At 73.1% G+C, this 26,556-nt stretch carries 21 protein-coding genes; 6 read left to right on the top strand and 15 right to left on the bottom strand.

Annotation, left to right across the window (positions count from 1 at the left end; genetic code table 11):
• Positions 1-4: 4 nt before the first annotated feature.
• Positions 5-1,531: a peptide ABC transporter substrate-binding protein gene (locus ACTWPP_RS33830; protein WP_443108469.1), complete on the bottom strand. Its 1,527-nt coding sequence runs from the start codon at positions 1,529-1,531 to the stop codon at positions 5-7.
• Positions 1,532-1,701: 170 nt separating this feature from the next.
• Here ACTWPP_RS33830 and ACTWPP_RS33825 point away from each other — a divergent pair, with 170 nt between their 5' ends.
• Entirely contained in the window at positions 1,702-3,168 is a 1,467-nt protein-coding gene (locus ACTWPP_RS33825; protein WP_443108468.1) for an LVIVD repeat-containing protein, read from the top strand.
• 160 nt (positions 3,169-3,328) lie between these two features.
• Here ACTWPP_RS33825 and ACTWPP_RS33820 read toward each other — a convergent pair whose 3' ends face one another.
• A complete protein-coding gene (locus ACTWPP_RS33820) occupies positions 3,329-4,588 on the bottom strand; it encodes an FUSC family protein (protein ID WP_443108467.1) in 1,260 nt (419 codons plus the stop codon).
• A 247-nt stretch (positions 4,589-4,835) separates the two neighbouring features.
• Positions 4,836-5,375, bottom strand: coding sequence for a CGNR zinc finger domain-containing protein (locus ACTWPP_RS33815; RefSeq protein ID WP_443108466.1), 540 nt, complete (start codon positions 5,373-5,375; stop codon positions 4,836-4,838).
• A 133-nt stretch (positions 5,376-5,508) separates the two neighbouring features.
• Here ACTWPP_RS33815 and ACTWPP_RS33810 point away from each other — a divergent pair, with 133 nt between their 5' ends.
• Positions 5,509-5,655: a hypothetical protein gene (locus tag ACTWPP_RS33810; RefSeq protein WP_443108465.1), complete on the top strand. Its 147-nt coding sequence runs from the start codon at positions 5,509-5,511 to the stop codon at positions 5,653-5,655.
• Here ACTWPP_RS33810 and ACTWPP_RS33805 read toward each other — a convergent pair.
• The gene (locus tag ACTWPP_RS33805; protein ID WP_443108464.1) at positions 5,652-7,124 is read right to left on the bottom strand and encodes a hypothetical protein; all 1,473 of its coding nucleotides are present in this window, start codon (positions 7,122-7,124) and stop codon (positions 5,652-5,654) included. The two genes, ACTWPP_RS33810 and ACTWPP_RS33805, sit on opposite strands and share 4 nt — an antisense overlap.
• Positions 7,125-7,217: 93 nt before the next feature.
• Here ACTWPP_RS33805 and ACTWPP_RS33800 point away from each other — a divergent pair, with 93 nt between their 5' ends.
• On the top strand, positions 7,218-8,315 hold the full coding sequence (locus ACTWPP_RS33800; RefSeq protein WP_443108463.1) for an amidohydrolase family protein: 1,098 nt from the start codon (positions 7,218-7,220) through the stop codon (positions 8,313-8,315).
• Between the two features lie 125 nt (positions 8,316-8,440).
• Positions 8,441-9,829 carry an FAD-dependent oxidoreductase gene (locus ACTWPP_RS33795; protein ID WP_443108462.1) on the top strand — a complete coding sequence of 463 codons (1,389 nt, stop codon included), beginning with the start codon at positions 8,441-8,443 and terminating at the stop codon, positions 9,827-9,829.
• A gap of 36 nt (positions 9,830-9,865) precedes the next feature.
• Here the strand turns inward: ACTWPP_RS33795 and ACTWPP_RS33790 are convergent, their stop codons facing one another.
• The 8 genes from ACTWPP_RS33790 to ACTWPP_RS33755 form a co-directional block, all read right to left on the bottom strand.
• Positions 9,866-10,765 carry a tetratricopeptide repeat protein gene (locus ACTWPP_RS33790; protein ID WP_443108461.1) on the bottom strand — a complete coding sequence of 300 codons (900 nt, stop codon included), beginning with the start codon at positions 10,763-10,765 and terminating at the stop codon, positions 9,866-9,868.
• A 57-nt stretch (positions 10,766-10,822) separates the two neighbouring features.
• A complete protein-coding gene (locus tag ACTWPP_RS33785; RefSeq protein ID WP_443108460.1) occupies positions 10,823-14,371 on the bottom strand; it encodes a protein kinase domain-containing protein in 3,549 nt (1,182 codons plus the stop codon).
• 109 nt (positions 14,372-14,480) lie between these two features.
• A complete protein-coding gene (locus ACTWPP_RS33780; RefSeq protein ID WP_443108459.1) occupies positions 14,481-15,419 on the bottom strand; it encodes an MBL fold metallo-hydrolase in 939 nt (312 codons plus the stop codon).
• 49 nt (positions 15,420-15,468) lie between these two features.
• Positions 15,469-16,467 (bottom strand): DUF5954 family protein, encoded by a 999-nt coding sequence (locus ACTWPP_RS33775; RefSeq protein ID WP_443108458.1) that lies wholly within the window; start codon positions 16,465-16,467, stop codon positions 15,469-15,471.
• A gap of 63 nt (positions 16,468-16,530) precedes the next feature.
• Positions 16,531-17,595 (bottom strand): rod shape-determining protein, encoded by a 1,065-nt coding sequence (locus ACTWPP_RS33770; protein ID WP_443108457.1) that lies wholly within the window; start codon positions 17,593-17,595, stop codon positions 16,531-16,533.
• A gap of 181 nt (positions 17,596-17,776) precedes the next feature.
• Positions 17,777-18,703, bottom strand: a complete 927-nt coding sequence (locus ACTWPP_RS33765; RefSeq protein WP_443108456.1) for a metal ABC transporter permease — start codon at positions 18,701-18,703, stop codon at positions 17,777-17,779.
• A complete protein-coding gene (locus tag ACTWPP_RS33760; RefSeq protein WP_443108455.1) occupies positions 18,700-19,362 on the bottom strand; it encodes a metal ABC transporter ATP-binding protein in 663 nt (220 codons plus the stop codon). Before ACTWPP_RS33760 ends, ACTWPP_RS33765 begins: the two co-directional genes overlap by 4 nt.
• The gene (locus tag ACTWPP_RS33755; RefSeq protein ID WP_443108454.1) at positions 19,359-20,282 is read right to left on the bottom strand and encodes a metal ABC transporter solute-binding protein, Zn/Mn family; all 924 of its coding nucleotides are present in this window, start codon (positions 20,280-20,282) and stop codon (positions 19,359-19,361) included. Before ACTWPP_RS33755 ends, ACTWPP_RS33760 begins: the two co-directional genes overlap by 4 nt.
• Positions 20,283-20,469: 187 nt before the next feature.
• Between ACTWPP_RS33755 and ACTWPP_RS33750 the strand changes: the two genes are divergently transcribed.
• The gene (locus ACTWPP_RS33750; protein ID WP_443108453.1) at positions 20,470-21,291 is read left to right on the top strand and encodes a PP2C family protein-serine/threonine phosphatase; all 822 of its coding nucleotides are present in this window, start codon (positions 20,470-20,472) and stop codon (positions 21,289-21,291) included.
• A 167-nt stretch (positions 21,292-21,458) separates the two neighbouring features.
• Entirely contained in the window at positions 21,459-23,267 is a 1,809-nt protein-coding gene (locus tag ACTWPP_RS33745; RefSeq protein ID WP_443108452.1) for an N-6 DNA methylase, read from the top strand.
• Between the two features lie 171 nt (positions 23,268-23,438).
• Here the strand turns inward: ACTWPP_RS33745 and ACTWPP_RS33740 are convergent, their stop codons facing one another.
• The 3 genes from ACTWPP_RS33740 to ACTWPP_RS33730 form a co-directional block, all read right to left on the bottom strand.
• On the bottom strand, positions 23,439-24,518 hold the full coding sequence (locus tag ACTWPP_RS33740; protein WP_443108451.1) for a C40 family peptidase: 1,080 nt from the start codon (positions 24,516-24,518) through the stop codon (positions 23,439-23,441).
• 169 nt (positions 24,519-24,687) lie between these two features.
• Positions 24,688-26,127 (bottom strand): maltokinase N-terminal cap-like domain-containing protein, encoded by a 1,440-nt coding sequence (locus tag ACTWPP_RS33735; protein ID WP_443108450.1) that lies wholly within the window; start codon positions 26,125-26,127, stop codon positions 24,688-24,690.
• A gap of 2 nt (positions 26,128-26,129) precedes the next feature.
• Positions 26,130-26,556 (bottom strand): alpha-glucosidase C-terminal domain-containing protein (locus ACTWPP_RS33730; protein ID WP_443108449.1); only part of this gene is annotated, 427 nt, incomplete at its 5' end.

The following is a 26,556-nucleotide window of genomic DNA, read 5'->3' as shown; positions in this document are numbered from 1 at the left end:
CGCGTCAGTCCTTGATCGTGAGGGCGTCGAGGCGGAGGCCGGTGAAGGCGTCGGCCGTGACGCCCCGCACCCGTTCCGACCAGACCAGGTGATCATGGTGCGACCACAGCGGCATGAGCGGCATGTCGCGCAGCATGGCGCTCTCCGCCAGCCGCGCCGGGATCACGCCTTCACCGGGATTCTCGGCGCTCTCCGCCTCGGCGACGAGCCCGCGGGTGTCGTCGTCGTCGAACCCCGTGCCGGCCTCCAGCAGCGGGGCGAGCGCGGCGACCGGGGCCGGGTAGGCGGCGGCCGTGTGGACGACGAACGGACCGTCCGCCTTCCGGTCTTCGAGCGCCTCGCGGAGGCCGGTGACGGGATGGGGCCGCGCGTCCAGCTCGAGTTCCTTGCGGAGCTGATCGGCGACGGCCTTCACCCAGGCGCCGTCGCCGCGGTCCGCCTCGTACCAGAGCGTCAGCGGCCCGGTCAGCCCGCCCGCGTCGGCGAGCGCGGCGACCGCGGCCTTCGTGTCGTGGACGCAGTGGCGGCACTGGCCCTCGCGCCGGCCCGGCCGGACGCCGGGCGCGACGAGCGCGTCGGCGGGGGAGTACTGGTGGCCGAGCGGCCCCTCCGTCACGGCGGAACGGTCGATCGCCATCGACAGCGCGTGCCGCACGGTGGGGGACGCGAGACGCTCCTCCCAGCCGGGGAACGCCAGGTAGGTCATGTCCCGTCCGGGGACGGCGAGGTGGCGGTCGCCGAAGTCGGCGTCCATCGACGCGTGCCGGCCGGGCGGGACCCGCGTGGCGACGTCCAGGTCGCCGGCAACGGCGGCGGTGTACTGCGTGCGCGCGTCCGGCATCGCCTTGACGACCACGGGACGGCCGCCCTCACGGGGCTGCAGGACGATCTCCCGCGCGTTCCGGGACCCGACGCGGAACGGGCCGTTGCCCACCGGTTCCCGCCCGTAGGACGCCCAGTCCCGCGACTCCAGGACACTCTCGGGCATTGGGAAGAACGCGGGGTCGCCGAGCAGGGCGGGAAACCCGTTCAGCGGACGGTCGAGCGTCACCTCGAAGGTCAGGCCGTCCTTGACCTCGATGCCCGGCACCTCGTCCTCGCCGCGCCGGGCGCCTTTGACGTGCGCGACATCGGTGAGCAGCCGCGCCCCGGCCCAGCGTTCGCGCAGGACCGTCGTCCAGGCACCGGCGAACGAGCGGGACGTGACGGGCGAGCCGTCCTGGAACGTCGCGCCGGGACGCAGCCGGATCGTCCAGACCCGCCGGTCCGGGCTGGTGATCGACGCGGCGGCGGCGTTCGCGGGCGCGCCGGTCTCCGGGTGGTAGGAGACCAGGCCCGTCCACACCGCGTTCGCGATCATCCGGCCGGTGGCGTCGCGGACGTCGCCGGGCAGCAGCGTCGCGGGGGCGGCCGCGCCGACCGAGATCCGCGGGTCGGCGGGTTCGCTCCACGCCTTGAGGGCCGCGACCGGGGCCAGCAGCACCGCGACGGCCCCGGTCACCAGGGCCGCGGTGCGCGTGGAGCTCTTCATCGGCCTCTCCTGGGAGCCGGAGGGGGCGGACGCCGAGGAGCGTACGGCAGCGCGACAGGTCCGACCAGCCCTGGCGGTCCTGAGTCCATTTCGTGACATGGCGGACTGTTGATCAAGTGCGCGACCCCGTTCACACTGGCGCTTGCGAAATCCCCTCCCGTGGAGGCGTGATGCTCCCCCGCACATCTCATTCCACCGGCATCGCCGCCGGTGTCACCGTCAGACGTCTGCTCCAGGGCGGCGGCGCGGCCGCGGTGTCCCTGGCCCTGATGGCCGGGACCGCCTGGGCGTGCCCGCCCGAAGACCCCAAGAACAAGCAGGAGAAGCAGACCACCGCCGCCGAAGGTGAGGGCACCGGCGCCCGCCACGCCGGGCACTACCACCGGGCGGACGCGGCCGCCACGAAGTCCGAGGCGACCAAGGGCGTGCGGCGCGTCGGCGGCGTGTCCGGCGTCGAGGGCACGATCTCGCTGATGTTCATGGACTACGGCCACGGCCGGCACAAGCGCACGATCATGTACGCGACCGGCACTTACGGGCTGAGGGCCTACGACGTCACCGCCGACCCCCGCGTCCCCAAGCTGGTCGGGCAGCTCAGCATGCCGGGCATGTGGGAGACCGAGGACACCGACTTCGACCCGAAACGCAAGATCATCTACTTGTCCCGGGACCCGCGCGCGTTCGGCGGCGACACCCGGACCGGCGAGTCGGGAATCTACGTCGTGGACGCGTCCAAGCCGGAGACCCTGCGGCAGATCACGTACGTGAAGGTCCCCGCCGGACACACCACCACCTGCGTCAACGACTGCAGGTACCTGTGGACGGGCGGTCCCGCCAAGGCGGACTGGATGCCCGAGGACTGGGGCGGACGGCCCGTCTGGGTCACCGACGTCCGCGACCCCGCCAAGCCGAAGGTCTACAAGAAGCCCATCGACACGGGCCGCAACGACGGCAAGACCGACTACACCCACGACATCCAGGTCGACTCCAATGGGGTCGCCTGGGCGTCCGGACGCGGCGGCGTGCGCGGCTACCACACCAGGGGCCGGCACTACGACCCGGTGGAGAAGAGGTGGCGCAGAGCCACGGCCTACGACCCCGTCCCGTATGCGGGCGGCGGCCTGGACGAGGCCACCACCAACTCCGCGTTCATGCACAACAGCTACCGCGCGGTCGGCCGTACCCGGAACCAGGCCGCCGACCCGCGCAGGTGGGGCAACGGCAAGCTGCTGTACGTCACCGAGGAGACGTTCAGCGAAGGCTGCGCCAACGACGGCCTGCTCGTCATCGCGTCGCTGAAGGGCTCCTACGACGGTGAGGGCTGGCGGTCCACGCCTGACGACCCGTTCCGCCTGCGCACCATCGGCACGTGGGGCGTCGCAGGCAAGGAGGGCAGCGACCCTGAGAGCACCGACTGCTCGGCCCACTACTTCGACGTCCGCGACGGCGTGATCGTGCAGTCGTTCTACGCGCAGGGCACCCGGTTCCTGGACGTCCGCGATCCCACGAACCCCAGGCAGGTCGCCTACTACCGTCCGGCCGACGCCTCGTCCTGGCAGCCGTACTGGCACGGCAGGTACGTCTACGTCGCCGACAACAACCGCGGCATCGACGTCCTGGAGCCGACCTTCCGCTGAACCGCAAGGCCCTTTCCCCAGAGAGGCCCGTCCCTTCCCCCCAGGGACGGGCCTCTGCCTTTCCGGGCCGCGATGGTTCCGGGGCGGGAGGCCGCGCCAGGGAAGGGGGCGCGTCAGGGAGGGGCACGTCGGGGGAGGGGCGCGTCGGGAAGGGCGTGCGTCAGTGGCGGTGGTCCGGGTCGTCGGACTCCCTGGCGTTCCGGTCGGCCGCGGTGGCGGCCGACTCGGCGGCCCTGCGCAGCTGGTGCCCGGCCTGCTGGACGACGCGGACGGGACGCGCGGGCAGATGCCGGGCCGCGCCGCGGTGCCGCCGCCAGTGCTCGCGGGCGCGGGCGCGGTGCTCGACCCGCAGATGTTCGATGAGGCGGTCGACGTCCATGGACACCTCGCCGTACAGCGGCCACAGGTCCCCCGACGCGGCCCGTTCGTGCAGCCTGCGGGTGAGCCGGGCGCGGCGCTCGCGGGCGACGTCGACCCGCGTCTCGAGGTCGTGCTCGGCGAGGAACGGCCGGGCGTCGCGGGCCAGGTCGGAGCGGGCGAGCCGGCCGTAGGCGGCGATGCTCGCGGCGATCCCGGCGAGGGCGTCGCCGAGTTCGCGGCGCAGCGCCGGCTCGGTCAGCAGCCGCCCGTGCTCGCCGAACCGCTCGTCGTCGGCCAGCGACCGGGTGAGGCCGCGCAGCGAGAGGGTGAAGTGCTCGATCGTCTCCATGGCGTTGCGCAACGCGACCCCGGCGTCGATGAGCCGCCGCGCCCGCGTCCGCGGGTTGAGCCGGACGCTCTCCTCCGCCGCGCTGAGCTGCCGGTCGGTGCGGCCGATCTCCCGGGCGAGCTGCTCGGCCGCGTCCTGCCAGCGGGCCGCCTCGTCCTCGGCGCGCTCGCCCCGCAGCCCGTCGGCGATCTCCTCGATCAGCCGCCGCAGCTTCTCGGTGATGTCCTGGACGGCCTCCTCGGCGGGCCGGACGCGCACCGACGGCACCAGCAGCGTCGCCGCCAGGCCGGTGGCCGCGCCGATCAGCGTCTCCAGGACGCGTGTGGTGGCGCCGGCCTCGCTGGCCGCCCCCAGCGCGAAGATCAGCATCGCGCTGATCGGCGCCTCCAGCACGTGCTCGCGCAGCCGCAGGACGTGCCCGATGACGAGCGCGGCGAGGATGGTCAGCCCGAGCGTCCACCAGGAGAACCCGATGGTGCTCGACGCCATGACCGCGACCAGAACCCCCGAGGTGACCGCGGCGACCCGCAGGATGCCGGCCCGGATCGTCTGGTAGACCGAGAACTGGACGACCAGCAGCGCGGTCAGCGGCGACAGCAGCGGTTTCGGGCCGCCCGGCGGAAGGATCGTCAGGGCCAGCACGAAGGACAGGGTGGCGGTGATCGTCAGCCGGGCGATGCGGAAGACGGCGGACTGCACCTCCGTCGCCACGTGCAGCGGAGACCGGCCGGCCCCGTCTGTTCGCTCGGCCCCGTCTGTTCGCTCGGCCCCGTCTGTTCGCTCGGTCCCGTCTGTTCGTTCGGTCCCGCCTAGCCGTTTGGTCCAGCCTGTCCAGCATGTCCGGTATGCCCGGCCTGGACGGTCGCGGCGGCGGAAGAACGCGGGTGCCATGCCGGGGTTCTTCCCGCATGCGGGCAATATCGCGGCAAAACCCGGACTCGGACGAGTCCGCGCCGGCTCACGTGCGGCGGCGGGCGCGGAAGGCGGCGACGTTCGTGCGGTTCGAGCAGGACTCCGAGCAGAAGCGGCGGCGTCCCGCCCGGGACGTGTCGGCGTACACGCGGTCGCAGCCGTCCGCCGCGCAGACGCCCGTCCGGCCGAGGCCGTGCTCGACGATCAGCTCGGCGAGGTTCATGAGAGTGGTCGCGCGGAAGCGGTCCGGGAGCCGGGACGAGGGCGGCGCGTAGTGCATGTGCAGCCCGTGCGGCTCGTGGTCGGCGAGGTGCGGGTGCATGGGGACCTCCAGCATGAGCCCGTTCAGCAGCGCCATCGCGTCCTCGACCCGGGGGGCCTCGAAGAACGGCCGCAGGATCCGGCCCCAGCGCCGGAAGTCGGCGGCGTCGGCGTCCTCGAACTCCTGCCAGAAGAACTGGTTCTCGCGCAGGACCCGGCGCAGCGCGTCCGCGGAGTCGTCGCCGTCCGCGCTGGTGACGGCGTTAACCAGCGCGGCGGCGGCGGCCACGCCGTGGCTCTTGTACCCGGTTATCCGCATTGCCATGGCCTCCGCTGACATGTCATGCTGTAAACGGCATCTTAGTTATAACCCTTACAGATTGAAACTCACACTTCCATGGGGATGCGCGGTGGAGGAATGCCCACGCTGTGGCTGGCCCGAGTCGCAGGTGTACGAGGTGCTCTCGCGCCATCTGACGTCGGAGGGTGTGGTGAGCTATACCCGCTGCGCCTGCGGCGAGGTGCAGGTCCGCGTGCAGCGGTTCGAGTCCGGCACGGTCGTGGCCGCCCGGTGCGGTGACGTCCCTTCACCGGACCGGTCCTAGTGGCGCCAGCGGGTGACGGCGGCGACCCGCTGCGGCGTCGCGCCGTCCAGCAGGTCGATCTCGCCGCGCCGGACGGCCGACACGGTGTCGGTGACGGCCTCGCCGAGCGCGTCCCGCAGGACGGTGTCGGCCTCGAACGCCGCGACCGACTCGGCCAGCGACGACGGCAGCGGGTCGATTCCCCGGGCGGCGCGCTCGTCCGCCGCGAACCCGGCCGGGTCCACGCCGACCGGCTCCGGCAGCCCGCGGTCGGCGTCGAGCCCGTCCCGCCCGGCGGCCAGCAGCGCCGCCAGCAGCAGGTACGGGTTGGCGGCGGCGTCCACGCACTTGACCTCCACGTTCGCCGCGGTGGCCCGCTCGCCGTCGGCGCCGGTGACGAACCGCAGCGCCGCCTCCCGGTTCTCCAGCCCCCAGCAGGCGAACGCGCCCGCCCAGTGCGACGGGATCAGCCGCAGGTAACTGGCCACCGTCGGCGCCCCGACGGCCAGCAGCGCGGGCAGCCGGTGCAGGATCCCGGCGGTGAACGCCTCCCCGGCGGCCGTCATCCCGCAGGGGCCGTCACCGCCCGCCATCGCGTTCGACGGACCGTCCGCGTTCGCCCGCCACAGGCTGAGGTGGACGTGGGCTCCATTGCCGACCGAGTCCGCCTCGACCTTCGGGGAGAACGAGGCGGCCAGGCCGTGCTCCATCGACACCGCCCGGATCGTCTCCCTGACCACGACCGCGGTGTCGGCCGCGCCGATCGGGTCCTCGGCGGCCACCGACACCTCGTACTGCCCGGCCGCGTACTCCGGATGCAGCTGGACGACCGTGACGCCTGTCTCCCTCAGCGCCGTGAGGACGTCCCGCAGGTAGCCGGCCAGCTCGGTGACCCTCGTCATCCCGTACGCGGGCCCACGGCAGGCGGGGAAGAAACCGTCCCCTTCCCCCTCCGACCCGTTCTTGTTGGCCTCGTTCTTGTTGGATCCGTTCTTGTTGGACACTGCCCATTCGATTTCGAACGCCGCCTTCACCGACCATCCGTGCCCCGCGAGCCGGTCCGTTTCGCGGCGCAGCACGGCCCGCGTGTCCAGCGGATGGACGGTTCCGTCCTGCGCGTACCGGTGCGCCGGCGCGTGCGCCCAGCCCGGCAGCGCCGCCATCGGGACGAGACGGTCCAGGTCCGGGTGGAGGCGCAGGTCCCCGACCGGGCCGCCGATGTGCCGCCCGGACACGATCGAGTCGTCCAGCAGGAACACGTCGAACACCGGGGACATCCCGACGCCCCACGCCGCGGCGTGCTCCAGCCGTTCCACCGGGACCGTCTTCGTGCGCGTGATCCCGCTGATGTCCACCCACGTCAGCGCGACGGCGACGATGCCCTGCCCGGTCAGCCGCCGCGCCGTCTCGGCGGCACGGGCACCGAGCCGTGCGCGTGCGTGCGCGTTCAGCGTCTGCCCGGCGGTGACGCGTTCGGGAATCTGTTCCACGGTGCTGGCTCCCGATCGGAGTGGCGAGAATGGCGGTGTACGTAAGGGCATCGTAGGAAGATCGGAGACCTGTTTCAGGAGGAGGCGGATGCGGTGCTGGAGTACCTGGAGTCGCTGCCGCTGGTCGACCACCACTGCCACGGCGTCCTCGGCCGCGACCTCGGCCGCGCGGAGTTCGAGGAGATGCTCACGGAGGCGGAGACGCCGGGCCCGCCGGGCGTGAGCATGTTCGACACGCAGGTCGGTTTCGCGCTGCGGCGCTGGTGCCCGCCCGTCCTGGACCTGGAGGCCCATGCGGAGCCGGACGCCTATCTCGCCCGCCGCGCGGAGCTGGGCGCCGCCGAGGTCGGCCGGCGATTCCTGGAGGGGGCCGGGCTGGACGCGCTGTGCGTGGACACCGGGTACACGCCGCGGGCGATGCTGGATCCCCCGGATCTGGGACGTCTCGCCGGGGCGGCGGCCCACGAGATCGTGCGGCTGGAGACCGTCGCCGAGCAGGTCGCGGGAGACGGCGTCGACGCGGCGCGGTTCGCGGACGAGGTGCGCTCCCGGATCAGCGGACGGGACGCCGTGGGCGCCAAGTCCATCGCCGCGTACCGTGCCGGGCTGGAGCTGTCGGGTGAGCGGCCGTCCGCCGCGGAGGTGACGGCGGCGGCCGGGCGGCTCATGGGGCGGGAGCGGCCGCGGGTGTGCGACGAGGTCATGCACCGGTTCCTCGTCTGGTGCGCGGTCGACGCCGGGCTGCCGGTGCAGTTCCACGTCGGTTACGGGGACGTGGACGCCGACCTGCGCCGCGGCGACCCGCTGCTGCTCATCGAGCTGCTCCGCGCCATGGACCCCGTCCCCGCGATGCTCCTGCACAACTACCCGTTCCACCGGCACGCCGGCTACCTCGCGCAGGTGCTCCCGAACGTGTACGTCGACGCCGGTCTGGCCACCCACAACCTGGGGCACCGGGCGCCCGCGCTGATCGCCGAGTTGCTTGAGCTGGCGCCGTTCGGAAAGGTGCTTTACTCGTCGGACGCGTTCGGGCTCGCCGAGCTTTACCACTTGGGCGCGCTGCTGTTCCGCCGCGGACTGGCGGGGCTGCTCGCCGGGGGAGTGGAGGACGGCGCCTGGACGGCCCGGGACGCCGGACGCGTCGCCGGGCTGATCGCATCAGGCAACGCCCGCCGCGTGTACGGGATCTGAGCACACGGGATCTGACCAACACGGATCTGTCAACACGGGATCTGAGCAAACACGGGATCTGAGCAAACACGGCATCTGAGCAAACACGGCATCTGAGCAACACGACACTGCAGGAGGCGACCGGCATGGCCGCACGTGAACGGCTGCTCGTGATCGGGGGCGACGCGGCGGGGATGAGCGCCGCGTCCCAGGCCCGCAGGCGGCGAGCGGCGGACGACCTGGACATCCTCGTCGTCGAGCGCGGGCACCATGTGTCGTATTCGGCGTGCGGCATCCCGTACTTCGTGGGCGGTGTGGTCGACGATCTCGACAAGCTCATCGCCCGCACGCCCGCCCAGTTCCGCGACCGCGACATCGATCTGCGGCTGCGCACCGAGGCCGTCGAGATCGACGTGGACGGCGGCCGCGTCCGCGTCCGCGACGTGGAGGGCGGCGGGGAGCGCTGGGAGTCCTACGACGACCTCATGGTCGCGACGGGCGCGGTCCCGGTGCGGCCGCGGCTGCCCGGGGCGGACGCGAAGGGCGTGCACGGCGTCCAGATCCTCGGTGACGGGATCGCCATCCGGCAGGCCGTCGAGCAGGAGAAGGCGCGCCGCGCCGTCGTGGTGGGCGGCGGCTACATCGGCCTGGAGATGGCCGAGGCGATGGTGATGCGGGGGCTGGAGGTGACCCTCGTGGACCTCGCCGACCAGCCGATGCGGACCCTCGACGCGGACATGGGCGCGATCATCGCGGACGCGATGCGCGGCATCGGCGTGAAGCTGCACCTCGGGGAGCCGGTCGAGGGCTTCGACACGTCCCCGGACGGGCACGTCACGGGGGTCCGCACCGGAGGCCGCACCCTGCCTGCCGACCTCGTCGTCCTCGGGCTGGGCGTGCGGCCGGGCTCCGACCTCGCCCGTGCCGCCGGGATCGAGACCGGCCCGACCGGCGGCATCGTCACCGACCGCCGGATGCGCACCCGCACCGAACGGGTCTGGGCGGCCGGGGACTGCGTCGAGACCCGCCACCTCGTCTCCGGCGGGCCCGTCGCGATCCCGCTCGGCACGCACGCCAACAAGCAGGGACGCGTCGCGGGCATCAACCTCGGCGGCGGCTACGCCACGTTCCCCGGCGTCGTCGGCACCGCCATCTCCAAGATCTGCCAGGTGGAGGTCGCGCGGACGGGCCTGAACGAACGCGAGGCCGCCGCCGCGGGATTCGAGACGCTGAGCGTGGTCGTGGAGTCCACCACCCGCGCCGGCTACCACCCGGACGCCACCAGGATGAAGACGAAGCTCATCGTGGAGCGCCGCTCCGGCCGGCTCCTCGGCGCGCAGATCGTCGGCGAGGAGAACGCCGGCAAACGCGTCGACGGCCTCGCCATCGCGCTGTGGAACCGGATGACGGCCGAGGAGATGACCGGTCTCGACCTCGGCTACGCGCCGCCGTTCTCACCCGCCTGGGACCCGGTGCTGATCGCCGCCCGCAAGGCCGCCGACGCCGTCGAACAGGACATGCACACCGCCGATTGAGGGACCCGGTCGAGGGGCGCCTTCTTCGGCAGGCTCCTAGGCGTTGCGGAGGGTGTCGGATATCTCGCGGGCGATGGCCGCCTCTTCGAGGCGGCCCAGGCGTTCCAGGGCGTAGGACTTGTTGTAGTGGTCGTTCCAGGAGTCGGGGCCGTTGTCGATGGCGTAGTCGATGACGGGGAGGGCCTCCTCGTAGCGGCCCAGCCTGATGAGCGCGGCCCCCTTGACGCTGTGGGCGCCGGCGTTGTCGTGGGTGCGGCCGCCGACGCTCCGCTCGGCGCCGATGAGGGCGATGATGTGGTCGGCGGCGGCCAGCGCGTCCGCGTCGCGGCCGCCGTTGAGGTACAGGACGGCCCGGCTGAGCCGCGGCGCCGGGTAGCCGGGCTGGACGGCGATCGCCTGGTCGTAGGCGGCGAGCGCCTCGTCCGTCCTCTCCATCCTGCTGAGGGCTCCGGCCTTCTCGAACAGCGCCGCCACGTCGGACGGGTTGTGCTGGAGCGACGTCTCGAACGCGGCGAGGGCGTCGGCGGTGCGGTTCATCTGGAGGAGGGCGCCGCCCCGCCAGTAGTGGGCCGCCGCGTATCCGGGTCGGAGCCGGACGGCCGCGTCGAGTTCCGCCAGGGCGTCCTCGAAACGGCCGGACTCGACGAGTTCGACGCCGCGTTGGTGGTGCTCGATCTCGGGCGGGAGGGCGCGTCCGCTGATCTGCTCCAGTTTCCTGCCGGGGATGAGCTTGCCGCCGCAGGACGTGCACCGGGGCGGGCGGAAGCGGGTCCCGGGCGGGTGGCATCGGTCGCAGAAGTTGCTGTGGCAGTCTTCGCAGATCATGAAATCGATCGCGAATCCTTCGGGGTCGTTCCGCGCGACGGGGTTGCCGCCGGGCACCTTGGACACCGAGATGAGCCGCGTGCACGCCCAGCCCGAACAACCGAGGAGCATGGCCGTCCTCTCCGTTCTTCCGTCCGTGCCCGCCTCCGCGCGGGCGGATCTGGTCTGTCAGTCCGTCGGCTCGGGGAACGCGTAGTCCCAGTCGAGTTCCCAGACGCGCATCGTTCCGTCTTTGCCGTGCGACACCGCTAGGTGGGAACCGGTGCCGAGCCCGACCCATTCGACGGCGGCGGTGTGCGCCTTGAGGGAGAGCAGGCACCGTCCGGCGGGGACGTCCCATACGCGCAGCGTCCCGTCGCTTTCACCGGAGACCGCGAACCGGTCCCCGGCGTTCTGCGCGAGGCAGGTCGCCGACTCCGACAGGTCGCCGTGCAGGAGGCGCTCGGCGTCGAGGTCCCACACCCGCAGCGCACCGCCCGGGCCGACGGTGACGGCGAGGCGGCCGTCCGCGCTCACGTCGATCGATCTGAGCTGCTCGGACGGTCCCCGGACGTAGCCGGTCCCCTCGCCCGTCGTCCCGTCGGCCGTCCACAGCGTCCCGACCGTGTGGCCGCACGACACCACCCTGCGGCCATCCGTGCTCATCGTGGCGGGCGCCTGCCCCGGCAGGACGTGTGAGCGTTCGCCGTCCAGTTCCCACAGTGTGACGACGCTGCGGAAGTCGCCCACCAGGACGGTCCGGGCGCCGGGACCGAACCGCAACGACCAGATGTGCCCGCTGTGTCCCTTCAGAACGTGCCGGCGCCGCCCTCTGGCGAGGTCCCATACCCGGACGGTGCCGTGTTCGTCGCCCGACGCGGCGAGCACCCCGTCGGGGCTCACCGCCACCGCGGTGACCTCGGCCCTGTGCCCGCCGAGGACGCGGACGTTCTCCCCGGTCGCGACGTCCCACATCCGGACCTTCCGGTCGCTGGCCCCGGTCAGCAGGTGCCGCCCGTCCGGGGTGAAGGCGAGGGCGTTCAGGGACGTGCCGCCGACCCGCAGGGTGTGCGTGACCTCACCGGACCCCACGTCGACGAGCCGCACGACCGACCCGCCGAACGTCACCGCGAGGACGCCGCCGGGACCCAGTGCGCGGGTCCGCGCCGGCATCCGGCCGTCGCCCGGCAGTTCCCGCGCCTGCCAGGCCCCTCTCAGTGCCGTCCGGACGCCGTGCCGTCCGGCCTCCCGCCACAGGCCGAGCAGGTCCCGGTTCCGCTCGTGGCCGGGCACGTTCCGCGCGGCCCGCAGTTCCGCCGCCGCCCGCGCCCACCGGCCGCCGTCCGCGAGCCTGCGGGCGCGGGCCAGGGCGAGGTCCACGGCGCCGGCCTCGCGCGTGAGTTCCGCCGCCGCGCGCGGCCGTGCGTGGCTCCACGGCGAGCGCGGCCCGGCGGGCGCCAGGTGCCACGCCCGGACGTCCTGGCCGCCGGACGCGTGGAGCGCGAACCGTCCATCGTCGCTCAGCGCCACAGACCCGACGGCGGAGGCGCTGTCCGGCAGCGTGCGGAGGCAGCGTGCCTCGCGCAGGTCCCACAGCTGCAGGCCGTCCGGCCCGTGCGACAGTGCCCGCGTGCCGTCGCCGGTGACCGTGAACCGCGTCTCACGCCCGGCGGGGACGTCCGCGGACATCAGCGCCCGGCCCGTCACGGCGTCCAGGACGCGCACCTCCGTCCGGGACCGGTCCTGGTGGGAAGAGGCAACGTGGGTGAAGGCAACGTGGGTGAAGGCAACGGCGACGCGTCCCTCCGCGCTGAACGCCACCCGGGCCCGCGGCAGCGGTGTCGAGCGCACGAGGGTTCCGGTGGCGAGGTCCCATGCCCGCAGGCGCATCGTGGTGGTCTCCCACCTGACGACGTGCCGGCCGTCGCCGGTCACCGCGACGGTCCCGCCGTGGCCGCGGCCGAGGTCCTGCTCCCGCTGCAACGTCCGGACGCAGCGTCCTCCGCCGGGCTCCCAGATCCGGACGGCTCCGCCTTCGGTGGCCGACACCAGAAGGGAGCCGTCCGGGGTGAACGCCAGCGCCTCGACCCGGCTGGCGTGGTCGTCGATCCGGTGCAGAAGGCGGCCGGTGGCCAGGTGCCACACGAACATGAGCCGGTCCGCGCCGCCCGAGGCGATGAGGCCGCCTTGGGGGCTCACGGCGACGGCGCTCACGCCGCCGCCCATTCCGGTGGAATGCGCCGGCAGCACGTGGACGCAGCGTCCGGTGGCGAGGTCCCAGGCCCGGACGGTGCCGCCTTCGGCGCCGGGCGGGGGAGGGGACGCGTCGTCCCTGCCGCCGGTCACCGCCAGCGCGCCGTCCCCGGCGAGCGCGACGGCGCTGACGGCGTTGGGGTGGCCCTCCAGGGCGGCGGGCGGCGGCGGGACGTCCTGCCGCTGTGCGCGTTTCAGGGCGGCGGCGGGCTCCGGGGCGTGCGGCGCCTTCGCGGCGGCGGCCCGCAGCAGCGCCGCCGCCTCGGCGGGGGCGCCGCGCTCCAGATGGACGAGACCGAGCAGATGGTCGCCGATCCAGTCGCCGGGATGCGTCGCCCGGACCCGCTCCAGCTCGGCGAGCAGCTGCGCGTCGGTCAGCCGCCCCGCCCGCCAGCGGTGCAGCCCGCGGTTGAACACGGCGTGCGGGTTGTGCGGGTCCGTGCGCAGCGCCCGCTCCCACAGCGCCTCGGCCTCCTCGGTGTGGCCGAGGTCGAGCATGGAAAGCGCCTGGTTCGACAGCCCGTCCGCGAGCAGCGGGGCGGCGGCGGGCCGGTCCCGCGGATACGGGTCCCCGACGACCTGCGCGTAGACGGTGGCGAGCGCGTCGGCGATCTCGTCCATGCGGTCCGGCCGGTCCGCCGGGTCCGGCCGGAAACACGACCGCAGCAGGTCGACGAGGCCGAGCGGCGGCGCGGGAATCCGCGGGTCGCCCGCCCCCTCCGCCAGGAACCCCTCGAACACCTCGCCGCCGGCCTGGCCGATCCTGGTCGGCGGGCCGGCGGTGAACATCGACAGCACGCTGAGCGCCCACGACCACACGTCCGTCGCGCGGCTCAGCGGCGTCCGGCCGTCCGCCGCGGCCCGCGCCTGCTCGGGCGAGCAGTACGCCGGAGTCAGCCCCGCGTAGCTGACCAGCGGATCGGGGTCGGCGCGCGGCTCGCCGCCCTCGCCCGCCAGGACGCGGGCCTTGGCCAGCCCGAAGTCGGTGACCTTCGCCGTGCCGTCCGGGGTGAGCATCACGTTGGCGGGCTTCACGTCCTGGTGGACGAGCCCGCTCCGGTGCGCGTGCTCCAGCCCCCATGCGAACTGGACCGCGACATCGATGATCCGGCCGAGGGTGCGCCGCGGGTCGGGGCCGTAGAGCCGCCCGTCGTGGACGGCGTCCGCGAGGCTGCCGCCGTCGACCCACTCGGCGAACACGCCCGGCAGCGGTCCGAGGCGGCGCACATAGGCGCAGCCGACGGTGTGCGGGTGCAGCCCGAGCCCCACCCATGTCTCGGCCTCGGCCTCGAAGCTGCGCAGCCCCCACTCCGACCCGACCAGCTCGGGACGGGGCACCTTCATGGCCAGATCGGTGTCCCAGCCGCGGTGCCGTACCCGGTAGACCAGTCCCATGCCGCCGCTGACGATCACGTCGAGGACGTCGTAGAGGTCGAGCACGACGTCGCCCGGCCGCCATGTCCGGGGGGCGTCCACGTGGACCATTTACCGATCCTACGGATATGCCGGCATCTTCTTCTATGGTTGCGCGAGAGCCGCGATGGGTGAGCTGGACCGCCAGGTCACCGTGCTCAGGCGCGGCAGGTCAGCGTGCTCAGGCCCGGCAGGTCAGGGGACGGCCGCCATTGAAGGCGATCATGTCGCCGATGGCGGCGGTCACGTCGATCTGCCCGCCGGGTTCAAGCCCGTCCAGCTCGGCGTAGGCGCGGTGCAGGTTGCCGACGAGCCGCTCGGCGTCGGTCAGCTCGGCGAACGGGCCGAGACCGGCTTCGCGGGCGGCCTCCAGCGGCGTCAGCCCGGCCGGCTTCGCCGCCGCGGCCGTCGTCTGCACGAACCGGGCGTAGCCGACCACCCGGTCGATCAGCTCCGGGCCGCCGACGGGGCCGTGGCCCGGCACGATCGTCTCCGCGTCCAGCGGCGCGATGACCTCCTCCAGCACCTTGATCGCGCCTGAGATCGAGCCCTGCAGCAGGAACGGGGTGCCGCCGTTGAACAGCAGGTCGCCGCAGAACAGCACCCGCCGCTCCGGGATCCACACGATCGAGTCGTTGGTGGTGTGCGCGGGCGTCCCGACGTGCCGCACCTCGCACCGCAGCTCGTCCACCCACAGGGTCACGCCTTCGGTGTAGGTGAGGAACGGCGGTTCGAGCTCGACGTCGCCCCAGTCCACCTTCGTCCACACCGGCTCGTCGAACGGCTTGCCCCACGACAGCGCGTTCTCGCGCGTCTGCTCGTGGCCGACGACGGTCGCGCCGGAGAACAGGTAGTTCCCGAACGTGTGGTCGCCGTGGTGGTGGGTGTTGACCAGCGTCCGGACCGGCCGGTCCGTGACCGAGCGGATCGACTCCAGGTAGGCGCGGGTCCTGCGTTCGGTCGAGCAGGAGTCCACGCTGGCCACGCCGCGTTCCCCGACGAGGAAGCCGGTGTTGTTGATCCACCAGGTGCCGTCCGGCTGGACGTAGGCGAACACCCCGTCCGAGACCTCTTCCAGGCGCGGGGTTCCGGGACCTTCGCGGTCGGGCGCGTCGCTCATGGGACGGCATCCTATTGCGGGGCACGCCGAGACCGCGGATGCCGCGCGGTCAGGGGTCCTCGTCGGAAGGGCGGGCCGGTTCGGGACCGTCCGGGCCGACCCGGATCATCCGGATGACGTGGACGATCCGGAACCGCCGCCCGCACGCCACGAACTCGACACCGCCGTCCGCGTCGATGCGGTCGGCGGCCTCCGCGTACTCGGCCAGCTCGCCGGGGCTCGGCGGCGGCCCGCAGTCCTCCGGTCCGGCCTTCGGCAGCAGCACGCGGAAGTAGTGCGCGAGGGAGTCGCGGGCGTCCTGCGGGCCGATCCCGCCGGTGACCGGCCGCCACAGGCCGTCGCGGTCCTCCAGGACGGTGAACTCCGGGGGCAGGAGCACCACGCCCGGATGCGCCTTGATCGCGGTGACGGCCTCGCGGCGCAGTTCGTCCGGGACGGTGCCCTCGGCCGGCGCCAGGCCCAGCAACTCCAGCCTGAGCGCCGCGTCGGCCGGGCCGACCGGCGCCGCGGGGTCGATGGCGAACTCGCGCAGCGGCCCGTCCTCGCCGTCGGTGACGCGGGCCGGCTCGGGCCCGTCGTCGCCGAACCGGGCGAAGCCCAGCACGCGGACGATCCGGAACCGCAGCGGCCCGGCCGCGCACTCGTTGCAGCCCGCCCCGCCCTCGGGCGCGGCGCTCCCTGCTCTTTCCGGCGCTGCTCTTTCCGGCGCTGCTCTTTCCGGCGCAGCCTGTTCGAGCCCAGCCTGTTCGAGCGCGTCCGCGATGCGCAGCATGTCCTCGCGCACCGCCGGCTCGTGGTCGCCGGCGACGCCGCGGAGATGCACCGACAGGTCGACCCGGGCCTCGCGGGGGTCCAGCGCACCGAGCGACAGGATCCGCCACACGCCGCCGGCCTGCTCGGCGCAGCCGAACTCCGGCGGTCCCATGCCCACGATCTCGGGGTAGGCGCGCCGCCGCTCGGCGGCCTCCTGGTCGCGGACGGCCGCCACCGGTTCCAGGTCCCTGACGACGTTGATCAGGTCGTGTCCCGGCATCCCTTCGAAGGACATGCGTCCATCGTGACGTGCCGCCGCGTCCCGCGCCGTGGAAACGACCCACGGACAGCGCCGGTATCAGTATTCGAACTCGGGCAGGGTCGTCAGCAGATGCGGGTTCGGTGAGCTGTCGCGGGCGGGCGGCTCCGGCGAGCGGGCCGCGCGCAGCACCTCGCCGGCGCCGAGGACGGCCGCGTCGCCGGTGGTGTCCCCGATCCGCGCGGCCAGCCCCGTCCGGTCGCGGATCAGCCGTTCCAGGCCGGGCAGCCGGGCGGACCCGCCGGTGAGGGTGACGCCGACGCTGAGCAGCTCGCCCGAGATCTCGGGGGAGCAGCCGCTTACGCCGGCGCGGATGGCGTCGACGATCTCGGCGACGGAACCGGCGATCGCCCGGCCGACGTCCACGGTGGTGAGGACGAGTTCCCGCGGCATGCCCGTCGCGATGTCGCGGCCGTGCACCACGGTCTGCCGCACCGGCCGCCGCCCGAGCGGCGGCACCGCCCCGACCTCCACCTTCGCGGCCTCCGCGGCGGACCGCGACAGCGACACCTGGTGCTCGCGCCGGACGAGGTCGACGATCGCGCGGTCCAGGGCCGACCCGCCGATGGGCGCGGTGTGGGAGGTGACGAGTCCGCCGAACGCGATGACGCCGACGTCGGTGACGTCCGCGCCGATGTCGGCGATGACGGTGATCTCCGACCGGACGGACGAGGTCATGTCCATCCCGATGGCGGCGGCGATCGGCGTCGGCACGAGCGTGAGGCGCCGCGCACCGGCCTGGTAGGCGGAGAACCGCAGCGCCCGGTAGTGGACGGAGCTCAGCCCGCTCGGAACCGTCACGACCAGCCGGGGGCGGGCCGTGTAGTGGCGCCTCTGGTGGCGGCGGACCAGCGCCCGCATCATGTACTCGGCCGCGTCGGTCTCGGTCGGCGCACCGCCGCGGACCGGCCGGATGAGGGTCACGTCGGGGTTGCGTCCCGCCATCTCCTGCGCCGGGACGCCGAGCGCGAGGATGCGTCCGGTGCGCCGGCAGCGGGCGAGCAGCGACGGTTCCCGGCAGACGACCCCGCGGTCCTTGAGATGCATCCGCACGGTCGCGCTGCCCATGTCGATAGCGGTGTCACGGCCCGCGAAATCCCACATCGCGTCCCCCAATCGCCCCGAAAGTCACAAGAGCCCTGTTGATGCCCCCGCGCCCCGCGGCGATGCCCACGCGCGGGTAAGCGAATCGCAATGTCCTGGCGAACACGGGTCCGGCATGTCCGGAACGCCGACCGGTGCGCGTCGCCCGCCCGGCGGAGAACGCCGGGCGGGCACCAAGAGATCATGATGGGACGGTGTTCACGCGGTGACTGTGCCGGGCCGGGCCGCGCCGTGGCCGGGCGCCGTCCATCCGCGCCGTCCATCCGCGCCGTGCCCGGACGGCCCCGGCCGCGCGGCACACCCCGTAAAGCGCGAAGGAGATCGTCGTGACGTACGGGCTGATCGGGATGCTCGACCCGAGCGACAGCAGGATGCCGCCCACCACCGACACGGTCGCGAAGACGGTGCTCAGCACGGGGACCAGGACCGGCGACGCGGTGACCCGCACGGCCGCCGCGGCCGGTGTGCACAGCAGCGCGAGCACCAGCAGCGCACCGACGATCTGCACCGACACGGCGACCGCGAGGCCGAGCACGAGCATGAAGACCGGCGACAGCGCCCGCACCGGCACGCCCCGCGCCGCCGCCACGTCCGGGTCGAGGCTCGCGAACGCCAGCGGACGCCACATGACCGCGAGGCACACCAGCACGACCGCCGACGTCACCAGCAGCCAGGACAGCCGCGGGGTGTCGATCGCGACGATCTGCCCGGTGAGCAGGCCGAACTTGTTGGCCGACCGTCCCTTGTAGAGCGACAGGAACAGCACGCCGAGCCCGAGCCCGAACGGCATCAGCACGCCGATGACCGACCCCCGGTCGCGCGCCCCGGCGCCGAGCACGCCGATGAGCGCGGCGGCCAGCAGGGCGCCCGCGATCGATCCGCCCGCGACGCTCGTCCCGATCAGCAGCGCCGCCGCGGCGCCCGCGAACGACAGCTCGGCGATGCCGTGCACGGCGAACGCGAGGTCGCGCATGACGACGAACGTCCCGGCGAGCCCGCCGACCAGCCCGAGCACCGCCCCGGCGATGAGCGAGTTGCGGACGAGCCCGAGCAGCGCCCCGTAGTCCTCGAAGTTGAAGATCTCGCCCCAGACCTCGTGCCAGCTCATGCGGCCCCGACCTCCACACCGCCCCGCACGCCGCCGAGGTCCAGCACGCGGTCCGCCAGCGGCAGGACGGGTTCGACCTCGTGCGTGACGAACACGACGGCGGTGCCGTGCTCGCGGCGCCGCCGGTCGACCAGCTCGGCGACGATCCGCTGGTGCTCGGCGTCCAGTGACAGCAGCGGCTCGTCGCACAGCAGGATGCGCGGGCCGGTGGCGAGGGCCTGGGCGACCCGGACGCGCTGCAGCTCGCCGCCCGACAGCAGGTCGAGCGGGACGTCCGCGAACGGCGCGGCGCCGACATCGCGCAGGACGGTCTCGACGCGGCGGCGCGTCTCCGGGCGGGCCCGCCGCGGTCCCCACCGGTGCCCGTCGATCCCGAGCCGCACCAGGTCGCGGGCGCGCAGCGGGGTGTGCGGGACCACGGTCCCGTGCTGCGGGACGTACCCGATGAGGTCGCTCCCGCGCCGCGGCGGGCGCCCGTTCACCGTGACGGTCCCGGCGGTGAGGCGCCGCAGCCCGAGCAGCACCTTCAGCAGGCTGGTCTTCCCCGACCCGTTCGGCCCGAGGACGACCAGGAACTCGCCGGCCGCGACGTCGAGGTCGAGTCCCCGCCACAGCGTCCGGTCCCCGTAGGCCACGGCGGCGCCGTGCAGTGAGATCACGACAGCGCCTTCTGGAGGGCGGCGATGTTGCCGTCCATCCAGGTGATGTAGTCCCGTCCCTCCGGGAGGGTCTCGGTGACCGGCACGACGGGCACGCCGGCGTCCTCCGCGGCCTTCTTGAGCCGTTCGGTCTGCGGCCCGCTGGTCTGCGAGTTGTAGACGAGCGCCTCGACCTTCTTGCCGGTGAGCAGCGCGAGCGTCTCCTGGAGCGCCCTGGGCGGCACGTCGCCGCCCTCCTCGATCGCCTCGCTGAACTCGTCGGGCGTCTGGTTCCGCAGCCCGGCGGCCTCAAGGAGGTAGACGGCGACGGGCTCGGTGATCGCGACACCGTCGCCGGAGTGCGCGGCCTTGAGCGCCGCCACCTTCCCTTCGAGGGCCTTCAGCCTGGTCTTGAACGCGGCGGCGTTCGCCGAGTACGTTCCCGCGTCGTCGGGGTCGGCTTTGGCGAGCGCGGTGGAGAGCCGGTCGGCGAGCAGCGCGGTGGACGGCAGGTCGTACCAGACGTGCTCGTTCGGCTCCTCGCCGTCCGGCGCGGTCTTCCCGGAGACCTGGACGGCGTTGAGCACTTCGGCCTTGGACCCGGAACCCTTCATCAGCGTGCCCACGAAGTCGTCGTAGCCGCCCCCGTTCTCGACCACGACCGCGGCCTTGGACACGGCGAGGCGGGCGCGGGTCCCGGCCTCGAAGGAGTGCGGGTCCTGCCCGGGGTCGCTGATGAACGACGTCACCTCCACCTTGTCGCCGCCGATCTGCCGCGCGATGTCGCCGTAGACGTTCGTCGACGTCACGACGGACACGGGGGCGCCGCCCGGGGTCACCGCGCCGGCGTCGGAGGACGAGCCGCAGGCGGCGGCCGCAAGCGCCGAGGCGGCGAGCACGGCGCCCGCGCCGAGCAGACGGGCACGCTGAACAGGGGTCATTGCAGAACTCCCGAAAATGAAAACGGTTTTCATTGTGAAGGTAGCATGATCCGTCTCGACCCGGCGTGCGCCCTCGACCCGGCGTGCGCCGTCCTGGCGTCGGGGCGTGGTCGCGCGCACCCGACGCAAGCCGAATCCCTGCGTTAGATGCTTGTGAATTGTGTTTTAACGTGGTTGCATGAGATGCATGGCTCACCATGCACTTCGGTTCGCCGCCGGGACGGACGTCGGCAAGCGGCGGAAGGTGAACGAGGACTCGGCGTTCGCCGGTCCGCAGCTGCTCGCGGTCGCCGACGGGATGGGCGGCCATCCGCACGGTGACGTCGCGAGCCGGACCGCCATCGCGATCATCGTCGACCTGCCGCTCACCGGTGACCCGGCCGCCGACCTCGCCGCCGACCTCGCCGCCGGCGTGGCCGAGATCGCCGACCGGCTCGACGACCTGGTGCGGGAGGATCCCGAACTGGCGGGGATGGGCACGACCCTGACCGCGATGGCCTGGGACGGCGTCCGCTTCGCGGTGGCGCACATAGGCGACTCCCGCGCGTACGTCCTGCGCGCCGGGGACCTCGTCCAGCTGACCCGCGACCACACGATGGTCCAGTCGCTCGTGGACGGAGGGCAGCTCACCCCGGAGGAGGCCGCGCGCCATCCGCGGGGATCGGCGCTGATCAAGGCGCTGCAGAGCGGGAGCAGCGCCGAGCCCGACGTGTTCCGGCAGAACGCGCGGCCCGGCGATCGCTACCTGCTGTGCTCCGACGGGCTCTCCGGTTTCGTCGCGCCGGAAGAGATCCGCGAGACGATGGCGCGCGCGGCGAGCCCGGCGGACGCCGTCACGCGCCTCATCGAACTCGCCAACGAGGCCGGCGGGCAGGACAACATCACCTGCGTCGTCGCGGACGTCATCGCGCCCTCGCTCGTCCCCCGGCAGGAGCCGATGACGCTCGGCGCCGCCGCGCAGGACCCCGGACTACTCGCCCGGCTGGGCCGCCGGCTCCGCCGCCCATGACCCGGCCTGTGAGGCGGTCTGTGGCGTGGTCTGTGGCGTGGTCTGTGAGGCGGTCTGTGAGGCGGTCTGCGGCGCGCGGCCGGCATCGTCATCAACTGGTAAATTGACTCTGTTCACAGTCATTCTTCGAGCCGATCGATGTTGCAAAGATCAAGTATGGTGACGGAATGAGCGGCGATCCGGGTGTGACCGCCGGCGACATCGCCCGGCTGGCGGGCGTGGGGCGCGCGACGGTCAGCAACTGGCGCCGCCGCCACGACGACTTCCCGCGCCCGGTCGGCGGCACCGCGACCAGCCCGCTGTTCTCGCTCGCCGACGTCGAGAGCTGGCTGCGCCGCAACGGCAAGCCGTTCGAGGTGTCGGCGGCCGACCGGCTCTGGCAGCGGCTCCGCGCGTCCGGTGACGACTTCCGGCTCGCCGACCTCGTCGGCTGGGCCGGCCTGCGCCTCCTCGAACTCCGCGGAGACGCCCCGCCGGCACCCGGGAGGATGCCCCCGCCCGCCATCGAACCCGACGACCCCGACCTTCCCCGCCTGCTCGCCGACCTCGCCGCCGAGCACGGCCACGCCGCGGCGTTCGACCTGCTGGTCCAGCGCTACGTCCAGGCCCACTCACGGCGGCTCGTCGTCACGCGCGGGGACGTGGCGCGGCTGATGACGCGCCTCGCCTGCCGGGACGGCGACGTCGTCCTCGACCCGGCGTGCGGGCTCGGCACACTGCTGCTGTCGGTGCCCGGTGCGCGGCTGGCGCTCGGCCAGGACAGCAACGCCTCCGCCGCCCGGATCACCGCGATCCGGCTGCTGCTGGCCGGGACGCCCGCCGAGATCGTCCCCGGCGACTCCCTGCGGCGCGACGGATTTCCCGGCGAGGTCGCCGACGCCGTCGTCTGCAACCCGCCGTTCGGCGACCGCGCGTGGGGGCACGAGGACCTGGCCGGCGATCCGCGCTGGGAGCACGGGCTGCCGCCGCGCGGCGAATCCGAGCTGGCCTGGGCCCAGCACTGCCTCGCCCACGTTCGGCCCGGCGGATGCGCCGCCGTGCTGATGCCGTCGGCGGTGGCGAGCCGCCGCCCCGGCCGCCGCGTCCGCGGCAACCTGCTGCGGTCGGGCGCGCTGCGGGCCGTCGTGACGCTCGCGCCCGGCGGCCCCGACCTGTGGCTCCTGCACCGCCCGAAGCCCGGCGAGCGGCCCCCGGCCGCCGTCCTGCTGCTGGACGCCGAGGGCGACCTCGCGCGGGCCGAGCGCGAATGGGATCGGCATCCGGACGGCGAGTTCTCCGTGCCCGTCATCGACCTGCTCGACGACGAGGTCGACGTCAGCCCGGCCCGGCACCGTCCCCGGCAGAGCGGCGAGGCGTTCGGCCGCCGCTTCACCGATGCGCTGGACCGGCTGGCCGCCGCCACCCCGGTCCCGCCCGCCCTGGACCTGCTGCCGGACCGGCGGCCGCTGCCGTTCACGACGCTGTCCGAGCTGGCCAAGGCCGGGGTCGTCGCGATCAGCCACGCGCCCGCCCGGCTGCCGTCCGGCGGCGACGCGCCGGTCCTCACCGTCGACGACGTGAGCGCCGGGACGGGCCCGTCCGGGACGTCCGCCGCCGGTCCCGGCCTCATCATGCTCGAACCCGGTGACGTGGTCGCCACCGCCGCCGGCTCCGCCCGGGTGATCACCGAGCCCGGCGCAGCGCTCGGCCCCTACCTCACGCTCTACCGCCCGGACGGGGAGCGGCTCGACGCGGGGTTCCTCGCCGGTTTCCTGACGTTCGCGCACACCCGCGCCGGCACCGGGTCGAGCCGCATGGACCTGCGCCGTACCCGCATCCCCCGGCTTTCCCTCGAACGCCAGCGCTCCTACGGCCGCGCATTCCAGGAACTGGCCCGCCTGACAGAGACACTGCGCGAAATGTCGTCGCTGGGGGAGACCCTGGTCCGGTTGAGTTTCGACGGGCTCCTGGACGGCCACCTCCATCCGGCTCCTTAGCCCCGGAGGTCCAGCTACGGGAAGCGGATTGGACAGCCGGCAAGCACGTCCGGGAACGGCCCTCGTCCGTTCCCGGCGTGCCTGCCGAGCTCAACGCTCTCGTTCAGGGCCTTCTGGAGAAGAAGTGGAGCAACGTCCGCAGGACGTGCCGTCCCTCCACGAGAGGATCCGTCAGTTCGCGGTGTGACCGGGTGCGGTCAGGGTGTTGAACGGGTCTTGGCCCACGTACTCGGTCCACGGGCGGACCTCCGAGCGGTTCCGGGAGGGCCCCTGCTGCGATGCCGTGCCCTGCTCGGTCTCGTACCTCGGCCGGGGGGCGGGCTTCGTCTTGTCCGACGGTGCGTCGCTTCGCGGGCCCTGGGCCGCGGAATCATCCGGCCTGGGGGCGGGGCCTCCGGGCGGCGCCGCCTGTTCCGCCGGGGTGTGTCCGGGGGCGTTCATTTGGGGGTTATCGGGAGTGTTGGGCTGGTCGTCGTTTTTGGGAAACATGTCGGTGGGTGGCGGAATCTGGGGGGTCCGCTGCTTATCAGGTGGTTTCTGATCCGCTTTCTTCTGTGCGCTCATCTTGTCGATCTTTTCTACGAGTTCCTTCACCGACGGCGACCACTTCTTGTAGGCGGGCGCACCGGGCCGGACAGCGCCGGCGAACTGTTTCCTGCGCCTCTTGGTGAGCTTGTCGATCCGGACCTTCTCCCCGCTGCGCGGTGCGTGCAGATACTTACCGTCACCCACATATATTCCGACATGTCGGCGGCCCCGGAAGAAGATGAGGTCCCCGGGCTTGAGGTCCTTCAGCTTCACCTTCCGGTCCACCTTCCGGTACTGCGCGTGGGTGACGCGGGGAATCTTGACGCCCGCCTTGCGCCACGCGGCCATCGCGAGCCCGGAGCAGTCGTAGCCGCCCGGTCCCTCCGCGCCCCACCGGTAGGGCTTGCCGATCTGCTTGCGGGCGAACTTGAGGGCCGTCTTCGCGCTCTCACGCTGGGCCGCCACGCGCGTCCGGTACTTGTCGTACGCCTTGACCTTCTTCAGCGTGGCGGAGTCCAGATGCAGGCTCTTCAGCACGGCGGGATTGAGGTCCGCCCAGGCCTGCGAACTCAGAGGAACCGCCAGCGCGAGCCCGGTCGCCGTCACGGTGACCGCCGTCCGGAGCATTCCCTGTTTTCGGGCTCCCGTCCGGGCGCGGCCGGTATGGCCGGCGCGTGCTCCGTTCCCGGCGTCGTCCTCGTGTGAGCGGTGTGCGGTGGACATTCCTGTGCTCTCCGTTCCGTTTCCGGATGTGCCGCGGGTTTTCCACGGGGCGGGTGATCAGGATCCCGCCGAGAGTCCGGGTACCCCGTTGATCGTGACGGAATTGGGAGTGCGCGCCGATTTTGCATGATCATGACGCGGAATTAGTGGCGCTCTTTGGTGTCTTTGATCATGTGGCCAGATGGGCCAGCGAAGTGAGCGGAACGGGCAGCCAGGCCGGCCGGTTCTGTGCCTCGTACCGCACCTCGTAGATCGCCTTCTCGAATTCGAAGGCGCGAAGGAGCACCGAATGCGCCGCCGGGTCGGCGCCGCCGGCGGCCGCGTAGCCACGGCAGAACGCGGCCCTGTTCCGCGCCGCCCAGGCGTGCGCCCGCGTCTCCAGCCGGCCCCCGGGCTCGGGCGGCACCGTGCCGGACTTGGCGATGAGGAACCTCGCCGCGTACTCGAACGAGCGCAGCATCCCGGCGACGTCCCGCAGCGGATGCGCGGGCGCCCGCCGCTCGTGCTGCGTCCGCGCCGGCTCGCCCTCGAAGTCCAGCAGCGTCCAGCCGCTCTCGGTGCGCAGGACCTGGCCGAGGTGGTAGTCGCCGTGGACGCGCTGGACGGGCAGCGGCCTCGCCTGCGCGGCCAGGTCGAGGAACGCCGCCGTGAGCGCCTTCGCGTGCGGCGCCAGGCCGGGCACGGCGCGGCAGGTGCCGGTCAGCTCGGCGTTCATCCGCGCCGCCATGGTGTGCACCTCCGCGGCCGGGAGCGTCGTCACGCCGAACGCGTCCGCGAGCGCCCGGTGCACCTCGGCGGTCGCGGCCCCGAGGCGTTCCGCCTCGGCCGCGAAGTCGCCGCCCGCGGCGCTCGCGTCCAGCTCCGCCCACTCGTCGTCGCCCGCCGTCGGCGTGTGCGCGAACCAGTCCCGGACGCTCGCGATCGCCAGGCTCCAGCCGTCCGCGCCGGTGTGCAGGTAGTCCGACAGCAGGGCGAGCGTGACCGGCTCCCCGTTCCCGCCGGCCCGTGCGCCCCGTCCCGGCTCCAGCTCGATCCAGCCGAGGACGGCGGGGACGTGCGCGCAGCCGCCGCGGGTCAGCGCGAGGTTGACCTCCAGGTCGAGGTTGACGCCGGTGCTGAGCCGCCGGAACAGCTTGCAGATGTAGGCGTCGCCGAACAGCAGCGAGGTGTTGCTCTGCTCGGCGGTGATGGGCAGGCTCGTCAGGTCCGTCCGGATGCCGGCGCCGCCGGCGGTCCGGAACCGCAGCGGGCCGACGGACGCCTCGGCGGCCAGTTCGTCCAGGAGGATCCGGGTCAGGTCCGGGTCGTGGGCGGCGTCGTACAGGTGCGCCTCCGGGCCGTCCGGGCCGCCGGGCATCCCGCCGATCTCGACGTGCAGGAGCCGGTCCGGCAGGTCGCGGCGGACGCCGAGGAGCAGCTGGTAGTGGTCGGTGGTGCCGTTCTGGGTGACGTCGAGGATGAGGTGGTGCAGGCCCGGGTCGCCGGTGCGCAGTTCGGTGGCGGTGCCGATGGACAACGCGTCGATGGGACCGTCCTTGCCGCCGAACCACCGCTGGCGGGGCAGCCACTCCGCGAGGTCGCGCGTGAGGGCCGGTTCAGGTGGCAGCACGTTCAGACGGTCCTTCCGGTGCCCGTGCCGGGGACCGAACCCCGGGCCGCGCCCGTGGCCACGTCCGGGACGGTGTCGCCGTCGTCCGGGGGGATCAGCTGGAACCAGAAGAACCCGTGCGCGGGAAGCGTCATCAGGTACGGCAGCTCACCGATGGCGGGGAACTGGACGCCGCCCATGCACTCGACGGGGGAGTAGCCCTCGAAGCGCCGCATGTCGAGTTCGACCGGCTGCGGGAAGCGCGACAGGTTGCTGACGCACAGGATCGTGTCCATCTCGCCCCAGGGGCTCTCCTCCTCGGTGATCTCGCGGGTGAAGGCGAGGACGGAGGGGTTGGAGGCGGAGAGTTCGACGTAGGAGCCGACGCCGAAGACGGGGTGGCGTTGCCGGATCTCGATCATTTTGCGGGTCCAGTGCAGGAGTGATCCG

Origin of the sequence: Actinomadura sp. 3N407, from assembly GCF_052245875.1 — a bacterium.
GTDB lineage: Bacteria > Actinomycetota > Actinomycetes > Streptosporangiales > Streptosporangiaceae > Spirillospora.
The sequence above is the reverse complement of the archived record's forward strand: the minus strand, read 5'-3'. Positions and strand labels throughout refer to the sequence as shown.